Origin of the sequence: Pseudomonas sp. ESBL9, assembly GCF_036668715.1 — a bacterium.
Lineage (GTDB): Bacteria > Pseudomonadota > Gammaproteobacteria > Pseudomonadales > Pseudomonadaceae > Aquipseudomonas > Aquipseudomonas lundensis.
Window position 1 is genome coordinate 878,808 of the sequence record NZ_JAZEVV010000001.1, and the last position, 26,642, is coordinate 905,449.

Consider the following 26,642-nt stretch of genomic DNA (forward strand, 5'->3'; position numbering starts at 1 on the left):
GGAAGGTGGTGCATGAGTGAGTCTGCCCAAGCAGGAAGTCAGTTACGTTCAGGCGCGTTTAATTTTTCAAGTTTTATTCAGTCTGGGGTGGATCCGCGTACAGGATCTTATAGTTGCAGTCTGTCGCTGAGTGAGTTGCTCGCTAATTATTTGTGTGGTCCTTCTTTACCCTTGATTCTGAGTTTCAATTCTTTTGAAAATCGCAACATTGGTTTTGGGGCTGGCTGGTCCATGCGAATGAGTTCATACACGAGCACGACTCACACGCTCTCCTTATCATCCGGTGTGACGTATCGAGCCTATACCAATGGTAGCGAAGTCACTCTGGCTGACAAGAAGCTAGAAACGATAAATGTTTACGTTGATAACGATGTGTGGGTTATTCAACATAAAGACGGTACGGTAGAAGAACTGTCGCGCTCAGACAGCGATGATAATGAATGGCTTCCCTCACGTATTTATTCTACAGAGGGGCGTTACATTTCTTTCTTGTACAGCAGGATTCAGGGGCGACGCGTAGTGCGTGAAGTACGCGATGCGCATCATTGCCTAATCAAGTTTGAGTACGAAAGTGATAACAATTGGAGCAGTCAGCCAGGTTTTACTTTATGGCCGGACAGTGCTCATCATAAGCGAAAATTTATCTTTATCATCCGAGATAGTTGGTTGCGACAGATTCGCATGCTGTCACGTGATGGGTTTGAAGATGCTCATTGGATGTTCGATTATCAGCCCAGTGAAAACGGGGGCCCACTGATCACTCACATGCAAACGCCATTGGGTGCAGTCGAAACGCTACGGTATGCCGTGAATGGCCATGCGTTACCCATTGGAGCACCGGTTGACTTCGTGCCTGTCGTATTGTCTTTGACGGTGGCCCCTGGTCTCGGCCTGCGGCCAACCACTCGGGTTTACGATTTCTCCTCCACTAATTATTTTGGCTACGGGGCGGGTTATATTTGGAGTGAGGGTGGAGATCCTCTTAATAAAAGCTCCAGTGATTATACGTACTCCTCCAGAGAAACAAGTACAAAGGAGGGGCAGTCAAGATCCACAGAGAGGGTTTACAATCGCTTCCATTTGATGATTTCCGAAACAACGGTTGTGGGGACCAAGGTTCAGCGTAAGAAAATTAAATATCACGATGTAGATGGTCTTAACTTTTATGCTCAGCCCGCTATATTTCAACAGCCGAAACAAGTGGTTATCTCTTATTTTGACAGTGAGACACCTGACACCCTCTACTCAGAGATAACCACGACGACTTACGACAATTTTGGAAATGTACTGGAGTTGCATAGCCCGGCAGGAGGGCGCGAGGTGAATGTCTATTACTCGGCTTCTGGAGAAGACGGCTGCCCGGCAAGTCCTTCTGGGTTGGTAAGTTATTTGAAAAGTAAACGTATTCTACCTGCGCCTGATTTTTTAGAAGCCAGTACGACGGAATTCAAATACCGTTATGTGGGTTTACCGTCTCTTCGTGATCATCAAAAAACCTTTCTTGTCTTGCTCAGTGATGAGTTGTATGAAGGGGGCGTTACAGAGCCTGTTTTGCGCACAACCTACAGTTATGTGACTGACCCTAGGGATGATTGCTACGGTAAAGTCAGTGCTAAAACGGATTACATGGGCGGCGCCTCCACCTGTTATAAGCATCATTATTCGGTTGATCAAAGGGTGGTTAGATCAACGCAGTCGATAGCCGTTGGAGAACAGTTATTTAGCCAGTTTGTAGAGTGCGATAGATTCACAGGACAAGAAGTAAGAGTCTGTGATCATTCGGGCCACGTGGTCGAGTCACTCTACGATGGCGTAGGTCGTTTGCAATGTGAAACGGTCGCAGTGGGTGCGCTACCGGTTAGCCAGCGTCATACCTATCAATTGCCTACAGAAGGTGAGGGTCAAGTACGGCATGTTCTTATAGATTCGCGAGGCGCTCAGCACGTGACTCTGTTTGATGGTTTGGGAAGAAAAGTGCAAGCGTTTGTTGAAGACCTTGATCATTCTGAAGCTGAAAAACCACTGCGTGAGGTTTACCTAGCGTCCTATGATGCGTGGGGACAGTTGAGTGAGGAAATCACCACTGATTGGTTCGAGGGTGTAGCCAAGTCGCTGGCAGTTACCTACATCTATGACGACTGGGGAAATGCGACTCAGGTCAAACGTTCTGACGGTAGCGTGACACACGAAATATCTGATCCTGTGAGTCGAACCCAGATTCAATGGCTCAACGAAGGCGGGCAGACTGTAACCGTCAATAATATTTTCGGTAAGCCGAGCAGTATTGAGCGTATTGACACTGAAGGTCTGTCGCTTGGAAAAACGTTGTTTCTATATGACGGGTTAGGTCGCTGTCGTCAAAGGGTCACCCCAGAGGGGGCAATCACTCAATACCGATACGATTTATTCGGAAGAGTCATTGAAACTGTATTGCCGGACAGCACGGTCATTTCAAAACAGTACGATCCTCGAAGCATAGGGGATTACCCTGTTCTCATAAAGGCCAATGATTATGTTGTGGGAACCCGTGATTATGACCCTCTTATGCGAATCAGCAGAACGACGGTTGGAGGTAGAACCGAACATTTCAGGTATGAACAAGCACAAACAGTACCTTCGAGTAAGGTCACGCCCAGTGGGGTTGCTGTCAATTTTACGCTCGATCCGTTATTTCAGAGTGAGGTGGCAGAGCGTCATGTCACCCGTAACGGCAATCTTAGGACCCGTTTCTCAAGGGATACGTTGAGTGGGCAACTTCTACAAGCCTCCAGCCCCTTAAGCCATGAAGGTTTTCATTACTCCGATTCAGGCAAGCTCAAGCGTAAAGAATATCTCATCGGTGACCAGAAATTTGAGTCGACGTATACCTATTCATTAATGGGTATTCCTATAAAAATAATCGATGTCATGGGCAATGAACGTCGGTACTATTATAATTCTATTGGGCGGATTGAACGTATCGAGCAAGGTGCCATATTAACGGTTTATAGTTATGATTCTGAGGGCGTACTAAAGACTGTTCGCGTTAGCGATACCAAGGTTGGTCGCTCATTATTGACAACGCTGAGTTACGACGCCTTCGGGAGAGAAGTTCAGCGTGTGTTTAAGTTAAATGATGATCCCGAGCAGGTGCTAGAACAAACGTTTACCGCAGAGGACAAACTTCAGCGCAGACGCTTGTTATTAGAGTCTGTTATTTTACGTGATGAAAAATTTCAGTATGACGTGCGGGGGCGTTTGAGCCGTTATCAATGCAGTGGGTCGCAATCGCCGGTCGATGCTTGGGGGAAAGCCATACTCTCACAAGACTATGAGCATGATTATCTAGACAACATCCTTACGCTGAAGACACGCTTCAGTGACGGAGAAAATATTGCTACGTACACCTATGCCTATGCGGACCGTACTCAATTAAGCTCGTTAACCCACAGCCATGCAGATTACCACCCAAGCGCCCGCTCATTTGAGTACGATGCTGACGGCTGTCAATTGACCGATGAGGTGGGTCGATTACTGAAATACGATGAGCTTGGAAGTTTGTGTTCGGTGGCAGTTGATGCATCCCCCCTCTCGCCAACACTGGTCGAATATACTTATAACGCAATGGACGAGCTACAGAGCAGTCGTTCAGATAAAGGTGCACCCAGAGCGTTTTTTTATCATGAAGGCGTACTGGTTAATCAGCGTCAAGGTCTGCAAAATCAAAGTTATCTTCAGCACGGCACGCAGGCGTTAGCACAAACAGACGGTACAGAGATTTCATTACTAAGCACTGATCAGCAAGGTAGTATTTTGCATGTGGTGTCGCCGCAAGGAGAAAGTCGATGTGCCTATACACCTTACGGCAGCCGCCCCTTTGACGATGGTTTGAACTCATTGCTGGGGTTTAATGGAGAGCTGTTGGATCCCCATACCGGATGTTATCTCTTGGGTAACGGATACCGAGCTTACAACCCCATATTGATGCGCTTTCACTCCCCTGACAGTTTGAGTGTTTTTGATGGCGGAGGGTTAAATGCGTACGGCTACTGTTTGGGCGACCCTATAAATTACCGTGATCCTACTGGGCACATTACGGTTTTCCAAGGTGTGAGGATGGCGCTGAGCATTGGATTCGTAGTGGCCTCTTTGGCGCTTACTATTTTTACCTTTGGTGCGGCGGCTCCTTCTGTAGGATTGTCACTGACTTCAGTTATTACTTTAGCTTATGAAATAGTCTCTGCGGTCGTTTCAATTACATCGGCGATACTGGACGAGTTGGCACCCGACTGTATAGTCACCCACGTATTTTCTTATACAAGTATTGCGTTGGGAGGGGTTGGAGCTGTTAATTATGTCACCGGAAAAATGGCTAAAAAAGGGCTTAGTTTAGCGTTGCAAAAAACAGTTGGCAGGGTAGGTAAAGCGGCTGTTGCACAATCGACGTTCACAGGCAATATAGCCCAAACTGCTTCAAGACCACTTTCCAATAGCAGTGCGCTTATGCGCGGCAATGATGGCTATAACAGCTTGAGCAAGCTGCACAAAAGACTGCTGACCACTTCTAAAATTAGAGACAGGGTTGATTACGTAAAGTATGCATTTACAGGATTAAAGTTGGGTGAAAAGCACTACGATAAGATGATTGACTTTGTTAACAGTGAGGGGTTTCAGAATACGACAAGCCATTTTCGTTATTGGCAGCCTGGCATGGATACCAGCCCTTATTTTGAAACGGGCTCAAGGACGATGGAAAAACTACCGATGCAAACGTTTTTCGATGGAGTAGAAGACCGAGAAATGCAAATCAGGAATGGGTAGGCGCATCAATCAACATTCCATTTATAGGACTGAGCTTGATCATAGACGGATGCCAGCGAAGTGCGGCTGTATCCGTCTGCTTAAATTACAAAGCGATTGGCACGCACGCTTTGGGCGTATCCGGGCTAAGGCCGATCAGGCTGATTAAGCCACACGCCAGTGAGCCTCGCCATTGCAGGTAGTCATGGCCACTGGCGTATTCGACGTGTTCTACCGGGTAGCCTTTGGCCTGCAAGACGTTGCGCAGTTGGCGGTTGCTGTCCAAAATTCCGGCGCTCGAGGCACCGAGCTTGCCTTCGTATAACCCGGCTTGCAGATAGAAGCGTAAGGGCAGGCGTGGGCTGCTCACGTATTGTCGGGTGAGCCACTGATCTTCAGTACCGGGCGGACTCCACCCATACGAACCGGACAAACTCAGCACATTGCCAAATAGCTCAGGATGTTTAAGCCCCAGCCAGGCAGACGCCAAACCGCCATAACTGGAACCCGCCGCCACCGGGGGGGGGCAGGCGGGGTCTAAGATCGATTCTATGCACGTCGCCGCCGTTTAAATGACCAACGTAACGTGCCCCAACGCGCTGAGAGTGGTAAATTCTGCCCCCATGAAATGCGTCACACCGTTAACGATCCTCTGTTGTAACGCCAAAACGCCGAATGTCACCGGTTCGTGGTTTGAATCGGTGATCTGTCGTGCGCCAAAGGAACTTTCACATGAATGATTTACTGACTCGCCGCCGTGTCGTTCAGGGCCTGGGCCTGCTCAGTCTGGGCGTGCTTGCCGGATGCGACCCCGGCAGTGGCCTGTCGTACAAGTACGGTAAAGATTTGAGCAACGAGATTCTGGGGCGCAAGTTCAAGCTCCACGACGCTCAAGGCAATGACGTCATGCTGGGCAGCTTTCGCGGCATGATGCCAATGATTTTCTTCGGCTTCACCCAGTGCCCGGCGGTATGCCCCACGGCGCTGGCACGGGCTGCGCAAATCAAGAAGATGATGGGCCCGGACGGCGACCGGCTGCAGGTGGTGTTCATCACCCTGGACCCCGAGCGCGATACGCCGGCAATGCTCGACGCCTACGTCAAGGCCTTCGACCCTACGTTCATGGCGTTGTCCGGCACGCTTGAAGAAACAGCGGCCACGGCCAAAGAGTTCAAGGTGTTCTACGAGAAGATCCCGAGTGGCTCCACGTATACGCTGTCGCACACCGCCACCAGTTTTGTCTTTGACTCACGGGGCGTGCTGCGCCTGGGGCTTTCACCTTCGTTGTCGGCCAAGCAGTGCACCGAAGATTTGCTCACCGTGATGTCCGTCTGCTGATTTAACGCCTCTTTGAGAGCCACACTATGAAACCCGTCAAATACCTGATGTTGTCGTTGCTGGGCATGAGCCTGCATGTTTCGGCCCAAACCACCGTGGATGACGCGTGGGTTCGCGCCACCGTACCGGAACAGCCCTCCAGCGGTGCCTTCATGCGCATCACCTCGACCACCGACAGCAAGCTGCTGAGCGTCACGTCGCCGGTGGCCAAAAACGTGCAGATCCACCAGATGAAGATGGAAAACGACGTGATGAGCATGGGTCCGGTGCAAGCCGTTACCTTACCAGCGGGCAAGACCGTGGTGCTCCAGCCCGAGGGCTATCACGTCATGCTGATTGACCTGAACGGCCAGATAAAAGAAGGCGACACCGTGCCACTCACCCTGACGGTTGAAGACGCCACGGGCACAAAAGAGACCCTTGATGTGCAGGCCACAGCCCGGTCTTTGAACGGCATGCCGATGCACCACAAGGATAAGCACGGCAATGACGCCATGCACGACCATGGCGTCATGCACGACCATGGCGTCATGCACTGAACGACACCCTGACCGGACGTTTTATAGTACGGTCAGGGCCTGAGGGGACACCCAGCGCTGGAGGGCGTTAAAACCGCCCGCTGAGCGGGTATTCGACCGCCAGGCGCAGTTGATCGGTATCCAGTTCGGCTTGAGCGGTGTTACCCCTGTGTACGTTGTGGCGCAGTGACAGCACTGCGCCTTTGGCGACGCCGCTCTGCACCACATAGCGCGCCTCAAGATCCCGCTCCCAGTGTTTCCCGCCTTTGCCATACCCCAGATAGGCATAACCGCCTTGTGGATCGACGTGGGTGCCATCAATGTCATTGCCCCGTACATACGCGGCGCTGAACATCAGGCCCGGCAGGTGCCAGGGCGACATGTCCAGGTCGTAGCGCAGTTGCCAGGACTGTTCGTTCGGCGCGTTGAAATCTGACAGTTGCACGGCATTGGTGATGAAAATTGCGCCGCGGGTCACGTAGTCAAACGGCGTATCGCCATGCACTTTTTGATACCCGAGGCTGAAACTGTGTGGCCCCTGCGCGTAGGTGGACAACACGCTCCAGGTGGTGTTGTTGATGCTGCCGGACAGGGCTTGGCCTTCGTCGGTGGTGCGATAGAGGTTGAAGTTGAACGCCAGCGAGCGAGTTTCATCGATCGGCTGGCTAAACATCGCCCCCAGATACTGCTGGTTCCAGGTGTCCTCATACCGAGAGGTATACAGGCTGGCGCTCAACTGCTTGCCTGGGCTATAGACAAGGCCCGCCAGGTCGAAGGTATTGCCCTTGATCGCGTTGGCGTAATTGACCACGAAGCCCTGGTCGTGGCTGCTGGCATTGCGGTCGGTGCTTTCGGTGAAGTGCCCGCCGACCACGCGCAGGTTTTCGAGCTCATGGCTGGTGACAAACACACCGGTGGCCGTTTCAGGCAGCAGGCGACTGTCGGATGAGCTGAACACCGGGGTTTTGACCCGCTGTTCGCCGTATGACAGCACCGTGTTGGACAGGCGCAGCTTCAAGGCAGCCCCTGCGCGACTGAAGTCGTTTTTCGGATAACCGTCATTGTCCAGGCCCAGTAAGCGGGCTTTACCTGCACGTCCGCCGCCACTGTCCAGCTTGACCCCGAGGTAGGCATGGGCATCGACACCGACACCGATCAGCCCTTGGGTGAAGCCCGATTGCAGCGAGCCCATCAGCCCATAGGCCCATTCCTCGGCAGCCCCGTTCCGCTCGTTCTTTGGCTTGTAGGCATTACGCGCACCGCTGTTGCGTGCGCCATGCCGATACTCACGACTGTCATAAACCGTACGGTTAAGCACGCTCCAGGTACTGTCTTCGATGAATCCATGACTCTGGGACTGAGCGGAGTCGGCCACCGCCATCGGGCTGACCAGTGCCATCAGCAAGGCCGACCAGCTACGCAGTGTGCTAATGGGGTGGCCTGCTGGAGAAGTGCGGTGCTCATTCGTACACCATCGCATGTCATTTATCCATCAACGGTTCAAGGGGGTATGCACGCGCAAAATCTGCGCGCCATCAAACGGGCCGCTTGGCCATTAACGCGGGCTCAGAAGTACTTGAGCCAGCGGATGTCCCGGCGCCGGCCTTTGAGCGCGGCAAACCAGCGCACGGGGTTGTACAGCGCGACGGCCAGAGCGATAGCGGTCACCCAGACGGCGCTGATGTGATCGAACCCAAAATAGGCGCCGTGGTTAAGCCCGAACAGGGCAACGCCCATCAGGTACAGCAGTTTCAGCACATAAAGGTGCAGCAGATACACGAACATCGGTGCGGCACCAAAGACAGCCAGCGCGCTGATCCAGCGGCGTTGTTGCGCACGTTCGAAGGCCAGTAACAGCAACAGTCCGATCCCCAGCGTCAGCATCAGGAACAACAACGAAGGCGGGTATTTGGTGATATTGAAAAAGCTCATCAGCGTCTGCTGCACGTGTTCGTGCGATGTCCAGGGGGCTTCGCCGTAGCCATTGAACACGCGCAAGACCACAAACCCCAGCAATGCCCCGACGCCCGCGTAGCACAGATTGCGTTGACGCACGCGGGGCGAGGCGCCACGCCCAAACCACGGCCCTATGCCGTAACCCAGCGCAATCACACCGATCCACGGCAACACGGGATACGAGGTGCGCAGGCGCAGGTTGTCAGACAACTCGATCCAGCCGCGATCATGCAGGATCGCCCACGGCACGTGCAGAAACGCTTGCGGGGCGAAGTGAAGGCCGTCCAGCAGGTTGTGTCCGGCCACGATGGCCACCCCGACGATCAACAGCGCAGCGCGAGGCAGCCAGACCAGCGCCGCGAGCGCAATCATGCTCAGGCCAATGGCCCAGATCACTTGCAGGTAAATCACGCTCGGCGGGAACTGGAAGGTCCAGGCGAGGTTGACCAGCGTCAATTCCAGCACCACCAGAAACAGGCCGCGCGTGAACAGGAACGACGACACAGCGGCCTTGCCCTGATATTTCTCGCCGTACAGGTACGCGGACAGCCCGGTCAGCAATACAAACACCGGGGCGCAGAGGTGGGCGAGGGTGCGACTGACAAAGAGGGCAGGCTCTGTGCTGTCAATCGACATCGGATCTGTCACCTGCCGGTGCAGGAAAAACGTTTCCCGCACGTGGTCCAGCAACATGAACAGAATGACCAGACCCCGCAGGGCGTCGATGGACAACAAACGTTGATGAAGCGGCGGTGCAGCAGTCAAGGAAGGGGGCATTGGCAAGGTCACACACAAGGGTTAATCGCAGACACGGGCGAGAGGGCACGCTCAAGAATGGTTATCTTATAACATCCCTATTTAGTTCCACCACCCTCGCGTCGCCTGCATTCCATCGGCACGTCTGCCAGCGCCTGCGGTCAATGGCTATAACGGCCCATTTCTCCAGGATCGCTGCCATGCCAGACACCTCGTTACCCGATGTGTTGCCCCCTGACCTGCATTACGTCGATGACACGCTACCGGGCATTACCCGCAAGCGGTTGCGCGGCACGTTTCGTTACTTCGCCCCGGACGGCAAACGCATCGTCGATCAGGATGAAATCCAGCGCATCAATGCCCTCGCTGTGCCGCCGGCGTATGTGGATGTGTGGATTTGCGCTGACCCGCGCGGGCATTTGCAAGCCACCGGCCGCGATGCGCGGGGCCGCAAGCAATACCGTTATCACGCACGCTGGCGCGAAGTGCGCGATGCCAGTAAATACTCGCGCCTGCGGGCGTTCGGGCTGGCGCTGCCCAAATTGCGCAAACAGCTAGAAACCCGCCTCGCAGCACCGGGTTTCAGCCGGGACAAAGTGATGGCCACGGTCATCACGCTGCTGGATGCCACCCTGATCCGCGTCGGCAACACTCAGTACGCCAAGGACAACCGCTCCTATGGGCTGACCACGCTGCGCAGCCGTCATGTCGACGTCAGCGGCACCACCATCACGTTTCAGTTCCGCGGCAAAAGCGGGGTCGAACATCAAATCTCAGTCAAGGATCGACGGCTGGCGCGCATCATCAAACGTTGCCTGGAGATCCCGGGGCAGAATTTGTTCCAGTACCTGGATGAAGACGGCGTGCGTCACAGCATCACGTCGTCCGACGTCAATGCCTACCTCAAAACCCTCACGGGCGCAGATTTCACCGCCAAGGACTACCGCACCTGGGCTGGTAGCGCATTAGCACTGGCGGTATTGCGTGAGTTGCACTGGGAGCCGGAATCAGACGCCAAACGCCACGTAGTGGACATGGTTAAAAATGTGGCCAAGCAGTTGGGCAATACCCCAGCCGTTTGCCGCAAGTGCTACATCCACCCGGCGGTGCTCGAAGGCTTCATGCTCGGCGCCTTGGCCCAGCTGCCCAAACCCCGAGTACGCAAAGGCCTGAAAGCGGAAGAGGTGGGGTTGGCGATGTTCCTCGACAGCATGACCCGGGCCCGGCAAGCCATAAGCGAATGCTGAATCGCAGCACGTCGATGGCACTCTTGGACGAACACAAGGTCTATCCACACAGCCCGGGTGCTCAATTGAGCGCTCAGGTTTCAAAATCGGTCCATTGCGTCTTAAAGAGGTCAATCATGCGAAACATCATTTCTGCATCACTCATTGCCGGCGTTCTGTGCGCAATGCCCTATGCAGCGCAGGCCGCAGATGACAATGCCAGTGATTGCAAGCACAACGCGATACTGGCCAAGTCCATGGATCACCACACCTGCTACACCAGCGGTGACAAAGCACCGGATCAGTACACCCGTGAAGAAAGCGCCATCAAGAACTGGAAAGCCAAAGGCTTGCCGCAGCCAAGCGCCGATTCGCAATGGGTGCAATTCAGTGGCCATTACGTGCTGGTTAACCGCACCAACGCCGTGATCGAGCAGATCCGCACACTAAAAGGCACTGTTGTCAGTCAGTAATCCCTCTCTCGAACGCGGGCCGCTGCAACAGCGGCCCAGCCAATACACGGGAATGATGGCTTTGCCTGCACCTTGGTAGGGGAAGTCGTTGATACGCCAAGGAACTGGCTGAAAACGTCGTGAATCCGTATTTTGCATCCCGCGCGAGACCCGGCTATGGCATGCGGTTGAGGCCTGCTTCATAGACTGCTTTTTCAATGTGCAGTCAGGACGTGAACCATGCCTCAACGCTTGCATCACCACACACCAACACTTGGCGCTCAAGATCCACGGGGGTTGACGGTACGCGAAGTGGCTTACCATCGGCGCACCGCCGAACAGGCCCTTGAGCCGCGCATCACCCGACACGTCTACGGCTCCTGCGGTCATTTACGGGAGCAATGGGACCCGCGCCTGGGCGCATTGCGAAAAACCGAACCCGCCACAGCCCCCAATCAACGCACCCGCTACTCCCTTAGCGGGCGGGTGGTGCAGAGTGACAACGTCGATAGCGGGCGCTGCATCACTTGGCGAGGCCCGGCCGATCAGGTACTGGACACGTGGGACGCCGCACAAACACGCCACACCCATGAATATGACCCCTTGCTGCGCCTGACTGCCGTCTACGAACAGCAGACGGGTGAGCCGGGCCGCCGGTGTACGGAGCGCTTCAGTTATGCCGGTGCCCACAACCGTCAGGCCCTGCTCAATCGCTGCGGACGTTTGCGACGACACGACGATGCGGCCGGGACGGTGCTGTTCGAGCGCTACGACCTGTGCGCAAACAGCACCGTTCAGACACGCCGGTTTGTGCAGGATCTGGCAGAGGCTCCAATGCTGACAGCGCTGCCCCATGTCGCTGTCGATACGCACAGCTACACCACCCACTGGCAATACGGGCCGTTGGGGCAACTGGTTGCGCAGAAGGATGCGGTGGGCAACCAGCAACAGCCTCGTTATGGTGTCGATGGGCTGCTGGGATCACTGGCCATCCTCTTTAATAACGGTCAGCAACGCATTCTGGTGCAAGAACGTCGCTACAGCGCTGGCGGCAAGGTCGAGACTGAACATGCCGGCAATGGCGTACGAAGTACGTGGACCTATGACCCGGTCGACGAGCGTTTGCAACGGCTCTTGACCCAACGCACCCGTCAGCCGCGTACGATCCTGCAAAACCTGACGTATACCTACGACCCTACAGGCCAGGTGCTCAACGTGCAGGACACGGCACAACCCGTCCAGTGGTCGGATAACACACGCATTGCGGCCTTGAGCACCTACACCTACGACACACTTAACCAACTGATTGAGGCCACTGGCCGGGAACACGCCCATCAGGCGGGCGGGGCGGCCTTGCCACCGAGGGTCGATTTTGCAACTCGTGGTGCACCGCGCTGCCGGGGCTGGCGGCAACACTACGCGTACGACGCGTCCGGCAACTTAATGACATTGCGCCATGTGCCGACCCAAGGCAGTGGCTATACACGCCAGCTGACGGTATCGGGCACCAGCAATCATGGGTGGGCGGCGACTTCTAACATGACCTCGATGCCCGGTCGGGTCAGCGGCTTTGATCCCAACGGCAATCAACGGGTCTTGGGGCCGGGGCAGTCATTGCGCTGGAATGCCCGCGACCAATTGCAGGGCGTCACACATATCGAGCGCGATGATGCCGCCAGCGATGAAGAACTCTACCGGTACGACGGTGATGGCCAGCGGGTGTACAAGGCCCGTCGTTCAAGCGCACACACGCGCACCCACTTGAGTGACACGCGGTATTTGCCGGGGCTGGAAATCCGCCGCAATACGGCCACTGGCGAACAACTGAATGTGTCGGTCATTAACAGTGCGTTTGCCAATGTGCGCATCCTGCAATGGGCGCAAGGTCGCCCGACGGGCATACCGGACGGGCAAGTGCGGTACGCCCTGTCGGACTATCAGGGCAACCATTCGCTGGAACTGGATCAGGATGAGCGCTTGCTCAGCCAGGAGCATTACTACCCCTACGGCGGGACGGCCTGGTGGGCGACCGCCAGCGCCATCGAGGCGGACTACAAAACCCTGCGTTTTTCGGGCAAGGAGCGCGATGCCAGCGGCCTTTACTATTTTGGTTACCGTTACTACGCCCCCTGGCTGATGCGCTGGCTCAGTGCCGACCCGGCCGGCAACGTGGAGGGCTTGAACCTGTATGGGCTGGCACGGGGCAACCCGATCAATCGCGTGGACGATCAGGGCTTGCAAAGCCGCGAACTGGACCTGCCTGCAAGCCGGCTCGCGACGTTGCGCGGCGTGGCGACTCATGTCGCCAACAGAGTGAGGTCGCGCCTGCAATTGGCGGCCTCGGCGGCGATTCGGGATGCATTGGCGACCTACGTCAGCAATGCCTTGAGCGCAGGGCTGGACGTCGCGCTTTTTGAAGGGCGTCAACCGACCGTGGCTCTGAACAACGCCTTGAGAAATACGGTGGCGGCGCTGGACGCATTGGCCATGATGCACATGAGCAGTGGCCTGGTAGGCACGGTCATGCGCTGGAGTCCATTCATCGGCTTTGCCGTTGCGGTAGCCGCCGACAGAGGTTTCATGATGCGTGCCATCGCTGAAGGTGGTGATACGGAACTGGAGTGGGACCCGGTCGCCCGTCAACGCCTGGGCGGGCATATCCGCGCTTTTACCAGGGAGATCGTGCAGCAGGCGCTGCGGGGGCTGGGGGACACGGCTTCCTGGGGAGCAACCCCGCTGATGGACCGGGTGCCCAGAACCTTGCTGGCCTCGGCGGCCTATAGTGTGGCAACCATTCCCAATGCGGTGTATGGCCAGTCAGTGCCGGGCCCGCTTTTGCCCAACGTGACGCCGCTGATTGAAGCCTACGATGCCGCCATGGGGACGGTGCTGCGCAGCGGTCATCGCACGGCTCGCCATGAAGTGCATCAACACACGCTGCAACTGCCCCCGCTGACGGACACGCTGCATGGCGGCATGAGCCGCATGTTTAACCAGGCCTGGACGTATTGGGCCGGGGTCGGGATTGAAGCGCTAGCCGCAGCAATCACCGGGGCGCCGGCCGCAGCGCAAAGTGCCAGCGCCCGCACTTGGGTGGGGGTCGTGCGCGGCGTGGTGTCGGCGCTCACGGAAGTGCGGGGGTTGTTGCTGCAAACCGCACGGGTCGGTTTCAGGCACATCTCAACGCTTTGGCGCGCCTCAACCGGTTGAAAGGCGCGAGCCTGTTGCACCGCGTCACTACTATGTGACCACCTTTACCCCCGACCTGAGTCATAGGCTCTTGGCTTTATGGCGTTTTACAGGTCGGTAACCATGACTTCACTGCATCACTACACACCGTCACTGACGGCGATTGACCCCCGGGGCTTGAGCGTGCGCAGGGTCAACTATCATCGACTTAGCGTGCACGAGCCCCCGCAGGCACGCATTCATCAATCGCGCTATGACACTCGCGGGTCTCTGGTCCAGCAATGGGACCCGCGCTTGCTGGCCCGGCAAGCCATCACGCCTGAGGTGCAACCCAATCTGCGCTACCTCAGCAGTTTGTCAGGCCAGATCGTCAAGACCGACAGTGTCGACAGCGGGTGGCACGTCACCCTCTGCGGCACAGGGCTGCAAACACTCGCCACCTGGGATGCCCGTGGCAACCATCAGCGCTTTGAATACGATACCCACGCCCGGCTGATGGCCATTCACGAACAACTCAGCAACGATCCGCAACCGCGCTGTATCGAGCGCTTTACGTATGGCAAGCCCCAACCCCGGATAAACAGCACAAACCAGTGCGGCCGTCTGATTCGCCATGACGACCCGGCAGGCGCTGTGCTGTTTGAAGCTTACGCGCTGTCGGGGGCCTCGCAGCGTCAGGCGCGCCGCTTTGCACGCCAACCCGAAGCGCTTAATTGGCCGTCAGCGCAGGAACAACGGGACGCGCTGCTGGAAAGCCAGTCTTACACCACGCAATGGCACTACAACGCCGTGGGCGATCTGCTCGAACTGCACGACGCCAAGGGCAACCGCCAGCGTTTTCAGTACGGCATCACCGGGCAACAGGCGCAGGTCGACATGGTGATGGCCAGTGGTAAACGCGCGGTCTTGATGGATCAACGCACCTACAACGCGGCGGGGCAAGTCACCTCCGAACGCTCCGGCAATGGCGTACTGACGGTCGCGTCTTACGCGCAAGCGGATGGCTATTTGCAGCGCTTGACGGCGCACCGTGTGGGGTCGCATCGGACCCCGATACAGGACCTGGCGTATACCCATGACCGAGTGGGTAACGTCGTGAGTATCCTGGACAGCGCCCAACCGACCACCTGGGGCCACAATTCAAGCAGCGAGGCCTTTAACACGTACACCTACGACACCCTGTACCAACTGATCAAAGCCACCGGCCGGGAAAACGCTCGCCACCGTGGCGGGCGTCTGTTATCTGCGCCCATGCTCATGGGCACGGATACCCATCGCTGGCGCAATTACACCCGGCACTATCAATACGATGCGGGCGCCAACCTGGTGCAGATGCAACACGTCCCAGCATCCGGGCAGGGTTATACCCAACGCATGGCGGTGTCTGAGACTGGCAACCGCAGCCAATTGCCCGGCCCCGCAAACACGGAAGACGGGTTTGACCCCTGCGGAAACCTCATAATGCTGGCGCGCGGGCAAGTGATGGCGTGGAATGGGCGCAATCAGTTGCAGAAGGTCACGCATGTCAAGCGGGGCGCCGGGGAGGACGACGGCGAATTTTACGTCTACGACGGTCAGGGTGTGCGCGTGCTCAAGCGCCGAACGTATCGCACCAAAGGACTGACCCGCCGCTATGAGGTGCGCTATCTGCCGGGACTGGAACTTCGCGTGAATGAAGCCTCCGGGGTGAATGTGTCGCTGATGACCTTGCAAGCCGGGCACATGAATGTCAGGACGCTCACCTGGGAGCAGGGTTTGCCCGATGGGGTGCAGAACGCGCAAATCCGGTTCACGTTGTCAGATCATCTGGAGAGCGGGGTCATTGAGCTGGACGAACAGGGCGCACTGCTGAGTCAGGAAGGGTTCTACCCCTTTGGCGCGACAGCCTGGTGGGCGGCCAAAAGTGCGGTGCAAGCGCGCTTCAAAACCGTGCGCTACAGCGGCAAGGAACGCGATGCCACGGGTTTGTACTATTACGGCCTGCGCTATTACGCACCCTGGATGCAACGCTGGATCAGCCCTGACCCGGCAGGGGTGATCGATGGCCTGAATGTGTATGCCATGGTGGGCAACAACCCCATGAGCCGTGTTGATCAGCGCGGTCTGCAGGCGGGCGATTACCCGGCCAATCGATTCGTTGCGTTCACCTTTTGGATTTTTGTCGCAACCTTGTTGGGCGCCGCGTTGGGCGCGCTGCTGGAGGCGCCATTTATAGGGGCAAGCATCGGGGCCGCGCTGATGACAGGCCTGGCGTTCGAGGCCGAGCGACGCTCAAAACTCCCGCCCACCGAACAAGACAATTACGCGTTCATGCAAGCGATTACAGCCAAGGTGCTGGAGTTTTCATCCCTGCAAAAACTGAGTCCTGCAGAAAGCGTCAAGATGTTCAACTTTGTCTTTGACAACCTTGCCGCTATCCATGAGGAAGTCGGCGTTTCTCTGGGGATTATTACCACCAAAAGTGGCGAAATCTATGGCCTGGCGGGACCTTCTCACCTGCACAACGTGCTCGGTGATCTCTCGAGCAACCCCAGACCCCCGACGCGTGAAGCAAGAAAGCAGGGCGTGCTGAGCGTCTTGCTTCGCGCTCGCCCCCACACTTCAGCCCCAACACCCAGGCAGCAAGGCGAGTCGACGGTGCATGAAGTCGCAACCACCAGCGCCGTGGCACGACAACGCACAGCCCGAGCCTCTTCATCGGCCCCTCAGCCACAACGGTCGGTTATCAGCGCACCTGCCCAGCCAGTTCAGGCCATCAGCATCGATGAAAGCGCAGTAGCCGACCAACTGCTGGGCCCAGAAGGTCACAGCATTGCGTTGACCATCAGCCATGTGCAACAGGGACGGTTCCGGGCCGTGCATTGGCATCAGCACGCTGACTTGTTGTGGTCTGCCGACTTGCATGGCTACCAGGGCAGCCGCCGCCGCGGGGCATACCGCCTGATGTTTGAACACCTGGGCGATCGTCGTTATCGGGTTGTCGGTATCAGAGACCCCCACTAATCGCCGCTGCTACCGAGCCTAAGCACACCTCGCAGTCCCCTGCGAGGTGTGCCCTGACGCCTATCAAAGAGTGGGAATGTCAGGGTCCAGCCCGTGGGTATCGTTTTCATCCTCGCTGATGGTGTACCAGGTGCAATAGGTGTGGCGGCTCAGATCCCCCCGCGCATTGAGGGTGTGGGTGGGCCGCCCCAGTGCGTCATAGAACACCTGATCGCTGTAGGCACTTAAACGCAGGGACGCATCATTGATGTAACGATGATGATTGGCGAAATAAGGACGGTAGTTGCGAATGGCCAGCCCCTGGTTGTTGTACTCGACCCGGCTACTGACACGCCAACGGGTTTCGCTGTAGTGGCTGATCGGCTTGCCGTCCGGGTCCAGGTTCAGCGTGCCGTCGCTCCCAATCGTGTAGGCCATCCCGCCTGGCGCCAGTTGTTTGCTCTGCAACGTGCGTCCAAACCCGTCACTGCACGTCAGGCTGATGCGGATCAGGGGTTGGTATTCATCGGTGGGGGAAGGGTAGCGGTCAGCTTGTAACACCACGGCGTGTACAGGCTCACGGTGCGCTGCCTGCATCAACTGGCTCAATTGCAATTGGTGCGGGTCTTCAAGGTCCAGCGTGGCCGCCTGTGCGCTGGCGCGAATATACCCGTTGGGCAGGACGTAACCTTGAGCGATCCACTCGGGGCGAAGTGCGGCCTGTGCAATCTGCCCCATCCAGCTGAAGGGTGTGTAGAAGCTGGCGCTGGCGGCCTGTTGCAGTGCCTGTTGAGGATGCCCGATGGCGTACGCCGGGCTGTCGTCAGCCGGTCGGCGGTAGTCCGACAATGGGTTAAACCCCACGGGTTGGCCCAACTCCCGGCCAAAATAGCTGTTGACCTGCAACTGCCCGAACGCATCGTACCGGGCTTGCTGTTGAGTGCCTTGCGGGTCGGTAATCAGGACAGGCAGTTGCAGTCGGTAATCGTACTGGGCTGTGGTGCGGCAGCCATCGGGCGACTTGACCGAGACAATCTGGCAAGCGTACCGATCATGCTCAAGTGTGGTGACCCCGTGACTCTCGGTCGGACGTACCCCGTAGGCACGGTAAAAGCCGTGGGCCGGGTGGTACACCGTGAAATTTTTTTTGATCGACCACAGCGTTACCGCGCTGTTGCTGTCCGGCAAGAACAGTTCGGCGCGATGGTAGTGCGCCTCGGTGAGCGCTTGTGTCAGATCAAAAGCACCGGCACCCGGCAACTGCGCAAGCTGCTCGTACGCCTTGAGTGCCTCGTCGTCCAACTCGGCGGTTTCAACATGATCCATCAGGGCCAGATAATCAGCCGTGCCCTCAGGGTACGGCAAGTCCGTGTGCACGTTGTGGTAATGCTGAACCGACAAACCGCCCAGTGTTCGTTGCGCCTGCGGGTTCAAAGGCCCGTCACTGCCTTGATCGATAAACGTCTCGTAACTGATTCGGTCCGAAGACAGCCTGTTCGAGGCACGGCCTTTGGCCAACACCAGGGCGTTGGTGCGCTGGCGATAAGGCAGGCGCAGGCGCAACCGTTGGGGTAGATCGTCAAGGTGTATGAACTGCGCCAGTGACTCTGTCAGGTAATACGACTGCTGCGATGCATCATGGGTGTCTTGCCACCACTGGGCCTGATACGGATCAGCGTACGGGGAGGGATCGCCCGGGTTTTTTCGGCGCGCGTAATAAACCGTCACGCCATGGGTCAGGCTGCCATACGCGTCCCAACGTAAATGGATGCTGTGTTGGCAGGCCGGATCGTCCCGTTCGCGCTCATAACGATAACTGATGGACTCCACGGGCAAGGGCAACATGGAGGCCTGCCCGTTAACCTGGCGTACCAGATAACGTTGCTGGCTGACTGAATAAGGCACCGCGCTGGCCGCCGTATCCCGTGCCGCGTAGACCTCCTGGCGCACCTGCGTACCCGTCAGCGCATGGTTGAGATCCTTGAGCATATCCGCAATTTCGGTAGCGACCAGCAGCGTGTCATCTGTCTGGCCGGGCAGCAGGCGGCTGACAAGCGTATAGCCCAGAGGCTGAGCGAGCGGATCGCGGTCGAAGTAGTCGCGGCGCACCATGTCGGTGGCCTTACCGGTGTGGAACCATGTTTTGCGCAGCACGTTTTGAGTGTGGGACGTAGTGGCCGTGTCACTGCCTGAAATCTGCGAGTCTGTTTCAAGCAAGAACCCGAACCCCTGAAATTTACGCTCATGACCGTTGTAGAACCCTTCGCGGTACTTAAAGCGGCGTGTCAGACGATTGCCAGTGATGGCGTCAATGTGCTGTTGCTCAGTCACAAGATGCAGGGGGATCGGCACACCGCAAATGGCCGGCCTGCCCTCACTGGCGCGCTGTTGTTTCTCATCCAGCCATTGCTGGGCACTGCTGCGGTATGTCAGCGTCCCCTTGGCGCCCATATTGTTGTCCGTACCGATGAGCAGATACGGCTTGGCACTGACAAAGTCATAACGCCAATGCTGAGGCGTGGCATGGGGCATCGACACGATTAGGCTGGTACAACCCAACCCCTGAAGGTCCGCAATACTGACCGTGCAAGCATTGTCGTACTTCAGGTGCTGTGGCCAGGGCAAGCGAACGGGTGAAGCCACTAGCCCCGTACCGAACAGATTCATGAAAATCAGCGCATGGGCAGCCTCCAGGTACACCAGGTCGGTGGCCCCGGACCCGTCAATGTCCGCGAGCAGTACCCGTGCAGCATCGAACTCGGCATAACTGAAGGGCAGGGCCGCAAAGACAAACCCTTTGCCGAAGCGTCCATGGCCCAGATTCGGCCAGCATTTGATTTCATTGTGGCGAATGCGGACCAGATGCTGCTGACCACTGCCCAGCATATCGCTGAAGGCCACCAGTTCTGTGCGGCTGGAACTGCTCAATAATGGCAAGGCATCATCATCTTGCGCATGCGCAACATCGCGTCCGGATTCAAAGCCATCTTCGGCCTGATTCATGTAGAGCCGGACACTGCGCGGGCCGATCAATGCCAGATCCGGAACGCCATTGCCGATCAAATCGGCCAGTTGCCCCTGAGGATGGAAAAACTCAGTGGGCAGAGCTGCAAATGTGGCGAAGCTGGACCAGCGTCGCCGTGCGTTCAGGGTGAAAAAACCGCTCATGGCGGGCTGGGCGATGATCCATTCCAGCTGCCCGTCTCCATTGAGATCCGCCAATGTCTGGCGCAATGACTCGCGGTCCGTGGCAATCGGCATCTGCGGCAACATGCGCAAGGGGCCGTACTGAACCCCGTTCGGCTGAGTACTTTCGGGGTCTCTGACAGGCTCCCGGTAATGCCATGAGCGGTTCTGGCTATACAACACCCCGGGCATACCGTCGCTGTAGAGGTCCACCAACTGATAATCCTTGCCATCGCCGGGGCCTTGCAACGCGGCAAACGGCGCGTACTGAGACGTTTGCGGGGCAAGGGTGAACGCGCTGTAGGTGAACTCGACCGGTGGCCAGTAACGGGCGCTGCCTGACGGCTCGAAAGCCTGACTGTGGACAGCATTGAGGAAACGCCCACGGTGCTCAGTGGTGGCATATTCGAGGAGCAATCGACGAACCGCTACCGGCTCAGGCCCCAAGGCCGCCTCATCAGGGAAGTAATGAAACATCAGGATCTGCTGGCACAGGCGTTGACTGCCCCATTCAAAACCATAGGCATAGGTAAAAAACGGATCGGGCCGCGCGTCCCATTCCTGCTGGGGCGTATAAGACGGGGCCTGACTGAAATCAAGAGGGCGTTCGCCATAATCAAATACCAGCTCGAAATGCCATTGCTTAACCGGTGGCGATGTCGTTGTCCATAAGGCCAACTGGGGCTGATGCTGGCGATTGCCATAACAAACACGTTGCAGATAACGTTGCGCACGGCAGTCGCGAGCGGGCGAAACGGGTGGTTCTGGCCGCTCTTGCGTGTACTGGTAGTAAATCTGCTCGCCCAGCGGGGCGAGGCTTTCCTCCAGCAGCCACTGCGCGACATGCTGTTCAACCTCAGGGTCCGTGCAACGTGCTGCCTGTGTTTTACCGTAGACATGCAAGGTGCCGTCTGCGCCCTGGATCAACCAGAAACCACCCGGATCATGACTCGACGTCCAGTGCTCATAACGGTCAAAGGATGACTCAACTCGCGCAACGTAACGGGTCACCGTGTACGTCGTGTCGAGTTGAACGTCATTGAACCGAGCCGTGGTCGTGGTCTCGATCAACCCTTGTGGGTTTCTGCGGGGCCGCAGCTCCACACCCGACGGGCCGATAAACCCGTCTGCGTCGGTGTAGAGGGGAACGCCATTTTGGGTGTCGCGCCGGATACTGCCGGGGGCAGCTGTCCAGCCGATGCCGAAAGGTCCGTTACCCAGCGTGCTGCTGTAATTCAGACTCAACGAGGGTGTGAAACCGCGTCCCGCTGAAATCGGCAGTGGAATGCTAAAAGAAGCCTCACCCGTCATCCCGATGGCCCCCCATCCGGTGCCAATGCTGTGGATGGCACCGCCGCCTTTGGGCAGGGACGGCGTGAAGACTTCAGCAGCGTTTTGTTGGGGCTGCGTCATCCTGCATGCCCCCCTAACTGTTTAGCGGTATAGCGCACATGAATGATGATGTCAGACAGGCTGCTCAGCATGGCCGACTGCGCAGCGGGGTTGGGGAATGACAACTTCCAGCCAGACACTGCGCCTGTGTACTCAAAGGGCAAGTAGCGATCATCCCCTTCGAAATTCAACGTAAATAACCCATTGTCATTGAGTCCGGTTGAGAGCGCGATATGCTCGTTGACACGGTGGCTCGAATAGTCGAACTCCCCCTTATCTGCGGTATGGGTGGTGTGATTGGTTTGCGTCAGGGTGGCGCGAATGTCTTCATAAGGGCCGAGCGTAGCTGGCAAGGTGACACTAATGCTTTTAATCCGGCGCAAATAATGGTCGGGGTAGTCAGCGTCAAACAGGGCTTTGGTGAGTTCAAACTCAACAGAACCTGTGCGCTGGAGTGTGGCGCTCATCTCGTCCCATGACGTGTTTCGAGTGGCATCCGGGTCTTTAGCCTTGAGGTTTCTGAGCGACACCGTTTTGGTGATTTCCATAGGCCGCCCATTGTGTTGCAGGTAAGACACTTGCATGTTCATCAGGCTGAGCTTGAGACCTTCACCGGCTGTCAGGCCCTGGCGATAACTGCTCCATTGGCTGGCGTGGACAAAGGTGCGATCGGAGTCTGCGCGCTCATAGTGCCAACACGCCTGTGCGTCGAGGCACAACGCAAGGGCCATGTCATAGGCTTGCAGATAAAACGCAGAAAGCTGGGTACTTAACCATTGGTACAGCTGGGGCGTGGTGAAGCGCTTCTCCAGCAAATCAAACATCAATCTGGCCTGACTGAGCGCGGTTTCGGCGGACTGATGTTGCAAGCGCGTGTTATTGGCCTGTTCGCGCAAGGCCAGAACTTGCGTCTTGACCTGCTCCAGTTCTAGGCGCGATTGCCTCAGTGCATGCTCCCACTCCTGATTGCGTCGATTGAACGCCTCGTTGCGGTCCAGATGATTGGCATTGGAGCGCTTTTCATTGGCAAGCATCTGAATGCCCGCCTGGGTGGCATAGAACCCTCCCTCAAGTCTCCAGCCGCCGGTGGACGTGCCGAAAATATTGGGAACCAGCATGGCCAACCCGGCAGCGGCTTGCAGCCCATAAGCCACGGTATCCAGGGCGGTACTGCGCTGAAGCTCCTGGCTGGCCTGTTGCTCATTGGCGTTTACGCCCTCTTTGATCAAATGCTCCAGGTGTGCGATACGGCCCTCGACAATACGCTGACCTGCCTTCAAGGCCTCCTGGTTTTTCTCATCGATAATCCGACTCTGGGCCTGTTGCTCAAGCGACAACCCCGCGAGTTGCCACACCTGTTGCTGCTGCAATTGCAGGTGCTCACTCTGATCCTGACGCTCAATGATCGACAACAAGACGTTACCGAACTGCACAACGTTTTCGACCGCCACCATTGCTAGCGAGTGAACCGTCTGGAACCGGTAATGCCCTACATGAACAGGTTGACGCCGCACCGAGGAAGCGTCTCCTGCCATGCGCGGGCTGGCATAGAGGTTAAGCAATTGGCGAGGGGAGGCGGGTGGGGCATATAACGGGATACGCAGGGGTTTACCGGTGATGTCCAAATGATTTCGCAGATTAAATAACCTTGATTGTACTTTTTCCCAACGGGCCAACATGCCCTTGTCCTGGGGGACACAGAGCAACGGCGAGTCGCTGACCCGATGGATGGCCCGCGCCAGTTTTGAATGATCAGCCGATAACAGTTTTTCAAAATCAGATCGCCCCATTTTGCGTTCGGTGGCGCGCAGTGAGTCGTCGATTTGACGGCTCAGGTCTCCCAGTGTGGTAGAAGCCCACGGATCAACGACCTGAACAGAAGGTTCAGGGCCCAATAATGACTGAGCACGCACGTACCACAACTTGGCTTGATTAAGGCTCTCTGAGGTGGTTTGACGGTAAGCAGCATCCCCTCGATTGAGCAAAATATCGACATACAGGGCATAGAGCGCACGCTTGAAATGCACCGGGGCACTGAGTGCAATCTGATTGGGATCATCAGGGTTATCGTGCAGGTAGCCCATATGCACACTGTCTGAGTTCAGTGCACTGAGCCCCCAATAGGGTTGATCGAGAGATACGTGCGATTGTTTTCGGGCAGGGTCGAACACATACTTGAGCCAAGCTTCGGCATCGCCGTAGCGTTGCTCCAGATTGAACCGATGGGCAATCAGCCACGGCATGTACAAAAACAACTCCCACAGGTATTTCCCGTACGCCCCCTGAAAGTCGATGGGGTCAGACCCGGCATTTGACGTCAGTGGCGGTTCACGGTGGGTGTGAGATAACGCAAAGAGCGCGGACATATCGGTGGATGCCGCTTGGGTCAGTTTCTCACCCAGTGTCGTATTGAGTCGTATCGGCGCGCGCAGTGTGAGAGGGGAGGATTTTAATTGAGCAATGGATGAGTCGCTAAAATCAATGAACTCCACCGTACCGGCAGGCGCTGTTGAGAGGCGCGTAATGCAAGGCCCCTTGGGGATGTCAGCAATATTGTTTTCGTTAAATACAATCTCAAAAGCCTTGAGTGCATAACCGAGTATATTGAACTTCATGTCATCAATATTTTGTTCTCGAATCAGCACACCATGAATAATGGGAAGCTTCTTTTTCTGACTGATGTAATCTGGAAGTTGTTCGGCGGTGATACCGAGTGATGTGACGAACGTTCGGCCTGCGGGAAGTTCGAATTTGCCGCCCACCAGATTTCGACGCATGACATGGCTTTCGCCAATCAAGTGGGTATTTGTGATATGAACATGCAAGGGGTATTTGACATCTTCGTTCTTGTCCGGCGGTAGCAGGGTCATCACCACCTGTTTGTAGATACGCTGAAAACGGGTGGCCTTTATATTTTCCAGTTGAAGTTCATCTCTACGGACTGACGGATCAGCCGTATGGCTATCATCCACCACCTTGAGTTTCGCGGAATAGGTCGTGTTTTGCGTATGAAACAAATAATTGAACAGCTCTGTAGACACTGAGGCACCGTCAAGGACGTAATTTTCAGAATATTGAGTCTGTCCAAAATTCTGGAACACCACTGGCTGCTCTTGATTCTGAACGGCCGTGACGGTCTTTAAAAAATCCTTAAACACCGTGTTCGTTTTATTGCAGGTCAACTCAATACTTGAGTAGTCCTTGAGCAGGCGTGTGGCGCGCGGGTGTTTCATATTCAAGTAGGAGTCACTCTTGAGTACGATACTCTCACTGCGGGTATTCTCAGGCGCTTCAACCGTCAATCGCATGAACAACCAAAAACCGTTTTGCTGAACAACCAGTTCTACACTTTTGAATGATGGGAAGTTCAGCGCAGTGGTCGTTGAAAGCTCAAGGCTGGAAGTTGTTTTATTAAACTTGGCACTGCCTGGCTTAGCCTCTTCAATATAACCTTGGGTGCCCTGATAATCCCACCGGTCAGACCCTGCATGTAGCGTATCCATATTGGATATTTCAACATCCACTGCATTGATACTGGGCGCTACAAAGTTAAACTTGTACCGGTTGTGACCTGCAAAGATATTCAGGTGGCGACTGGCTTGAGTGGGGGCATTACCCTGAACAATTGAGAAAAAGCTGTTCAAGGAATCTTTTGACAGGAGCAACGTGACATTGAGCTTACTGTCAAGACGCACGGCGTGAGAAAAATCAAAGGTTTTCCCTTTCATCAAAGGAAAGGTGTGCGTGTAAGGTTCGATATTTGCCACCAGGCCAAAGAACAGCGAAGGCGGAGAGGTATGAGGGTCCACCATTGCGACTGTACTTACCGTGGACTTTATGTCTTCCGTCGACAGTTTCTGCAACCATCGGCTGGTCGCGTACTCATCGATACAGATCTGCGGGCAACTCCAGCTGCCGTCCAGTTTCAAGAACGAATAATACAAGCGAAGACGCGGGTAGCGTTTAATGAGGTGCTGCATATGCTCGGGATTAAAAATATCCAGTCCTTCGGCGGGTGTGCCGGCCCCATCAAGAGCAGACAGGGGTTGACTGCATTGCGCCCAGACCACGAACAAACGATCGTGGAAATACACCGGACGAATGCTCTGGTCCGGAATGTCATAGGAGGCGGGGATGGGGAGTTTTCGCCAATCTGACCACGCGGTGGGCGAAGAGGCGTCCATCGTGGAATCGCTAGAGCCGGCTCCGTACTGTTTAGCCAGGTCCAGAACGCGCCAATAAAAAGCGTTTTCTCCATTGGATTTTCCAACCAGATAATAGCGACTCTTAGCCATACTGCTGGCGTCACCGTCCACATAACCATTGACCGTACGAATCTGTGCCAACTCCTCAAATCGACCCAGATAGCGGTTGAGCGCAGCATCAATATGCCCGGGTTGCAAATTGGTTTGGCTAATATCACTTTCTAACTGTTGAAAGCTGTCGGTCTTGTCAATACGCAGGTGAGGGCTGATGTAATTAGCAGGATAGTGTCGTAACTGCTGATGCGCGTGCCAAAGGGAGTAGGAATGAAGACTGTTATCCCAGAGGGACGTCTGCGCATCGTTCATTCCGACGTGTTCGTACCCTGGTTCGAAGCCCAATGCGATGTTGTTGATGTATTGCTGCAAGCTGCTGATTGCACTGGAAACGCGACTGGTCATAACAGCCTGACTGACTTGTACATCCAGTAACCAATAGCTGTATAAGTCGTCTGGGGTGGAACGTGGCGCCGACTCGATGCCGACCTTATCTGTTTTAAGAGGGTTGAAAGTGTACAAATAAAATGCCAAAAGCGCATCGCGTAACTTTTCGTTTAAATGCTGACTGAGTAATGACGACATGATAATTCCTTGTACAAAATACAG

General features: G+C 56.0%; 12 protein-coding genes. 7 read left to right on the forward strand and 5 right to left on the reverse strand.

The annotated features are described in order from the left end of the window. Positions 1-12: 12 nt before the first annotated feature. Positions 13-4,800, forward strand: a complete 4,788-nt coding sequence (locus V6F78_RS03870) for an RHS repeat-associated core domain-containing protein (protein WP_332726646.1) — start codon at positions 13-15, stop codon at positions 4,798-4,800. Positions 4,801-4,885: 85 nt separating this feature from the next. Here the strand turns inward: V6F78_RS03870 and V6F78_RS03875 are convergent, their stop codons facing one another. Further along, positions 4,886-5,296: an alpha/beta hydrolase gene (locus tag V6F78_RS03875; protein ID WP_047293645.1), complete on the reverse strand. Its 411-nt coding sequence runs from the start codon at positions 5,294-5,296 to the stop codon at positions 4,886-4,888. Between the two features lie 215 nt (positions 5,297-5,511). On the opposite strand from V6F78_RS03875, the gene V6F78_RS03880 reads away from it, so the two are divergent. Beyond that, on the forward strand, positions 5,512-6,117 hold the full coding sequence (locus tag V6F78_RS03880) for an SCO family protein (RefSeq protein WP_047274576.1): 606 nt from the start codon (positions 5,512-5,514) through the stop codon (positions 6,115-6,117). A gap of 26 nt (positions 6,118-6,143) precedes the next feature. Continuing rightward, positions 6,144-6,656 (forward strand): copper chaperone PCu(A)C, encoded by a 513-nt coding sequence (locus tag V6F78_RS03885; RefSeq protein WP_332726647.1) that lies wholly within the window; start codon positions 6,144-6,146, stop codon positions 6,654-6,656. 67 nt (positions 6,657-6,723) lie between these two features. Here the strand turns inward: V6F78_RS03885 and V6F78_RS03890 are convergent, their stop codons facing one another. Both V6F78_RS03890 and V6F78_RS03895 read right to left on the reverse strand, forming a co-directional pair. Then, a complete protein-coding gene (locus V6F78_RS03890) occupies positions 6,724-8,034 on the reverse strand; it encodes an OprD family porin (RefSeq protein ID WP_332726846.1) in 1,311 nt (436 codons plus the stop codon). Positions 8,035-8,201: 167 nt separating this feature from the next. Continuing rightward, positions 8,202-9,368: a DUF1624 domain-containing protein gene (locus V6F78_RS03895; protein WP_169858508.1), complete on the reverse strand. Its 1,167-nt coding sequence runs from the start codon at positions 9,366-9,368 to the stop codon at positions 8,202-8,204. Between the two features lie 179 nt (positions 9,369-9,547). Between V6F78_RS03895 and V6F78_RS03900 the strand changes: the two genes are divergently transcribed. The 4 genes from V6F78_RS03900 to V6F78_RS03915 all read left to right on the forward strand — a co-directional run bounded on the left by V6F78_RS03900 (position 9,548) and on the right by V6F78_RS03915 (position 17,217). Then, positions 9,548-10,594 (forward strand): DNA topoisomerase IB, encoded by a 1,047-nt coding sequence (locus V6F78_RS03900; RefSeq protein ID WP_332726648.1) that lies wholly within the window; start codon positions 9,548-9,550, stop codon positions 10,592-10,594. Positions 10,595-10,710: 116 nt separating this feature from the next. Next, positions 10,711-11,046, forward strand: a complete 336-nt coding sequence (locus V6F78_RS03905) for an RcnB family protein (RefSeq protein ID WP_094991372.1) — start codon at positions 10,711-10,713, stop codon at positions 11,044-11,046. A gap of 219 nt (positions 11,047-11,265) precedes the next feature. After that, on the forward strand, positions 11,266-14,235 hold the full coding sequence (locus V6F78_RS03910; RefSeq protein ID WP_332726649.1) for an RHS repeat-associated core domain-containing protein: 2,970 nt from the start codon (positions 11,266-11,268) through the stop codon (positions 14,233-14,235). Positions 14,236-14,337: 102 nt separating this feature from the next. Further along, a complete protein-coding gene (locus V6F78_RS03915; protein WP_332726650.1) occupies positions 14,338-17,217 on the forward strand; it encodes an RHS repeat-associated core domain-containing protein in 2,880 nt (959 codons plus the stop codon). A gap of 63 nt (positions 17,218-17,280) precedes the next feature. On the opposite strand, the gene V6F78_RS03920 is transcribed toward V6F78_RS03915, so the two are convergent. Together V6F78_RS03920 and V6F78_RS03925 are read right to left on the reverse strand one after the other, a co-directional pair. Further along, on the reverse strand, positions 17,281-21,795 hold the full coding sequence (locus V6F78_RS03920; RefSeq protein WP_332726651.1) for a SpvB/TcaC N-terminal domain-containing protein: 4,515 nt from the start codon (positions 21,793-21,795) through the stop codon (positions 17,281-17,283). After that, positions 21,792-26,618, reverse strand: a complete 4,827-nt coding sequence (locus tag V6F78_RS03925) for a neuraminidase-like domain-containing protein (RefSeq protein WP_332726652.1) — start codon at positions 26,616-26,618, stop codon at positions 21,792-21,794. The genes V6F78_RS03920 and V6F78_RS03925 overlap by 4 nt, the downstream gene beginning before the upstream one ends. Between the last annotated feature and the right edge of the window lie 24 nt (positions 26,619-26,642).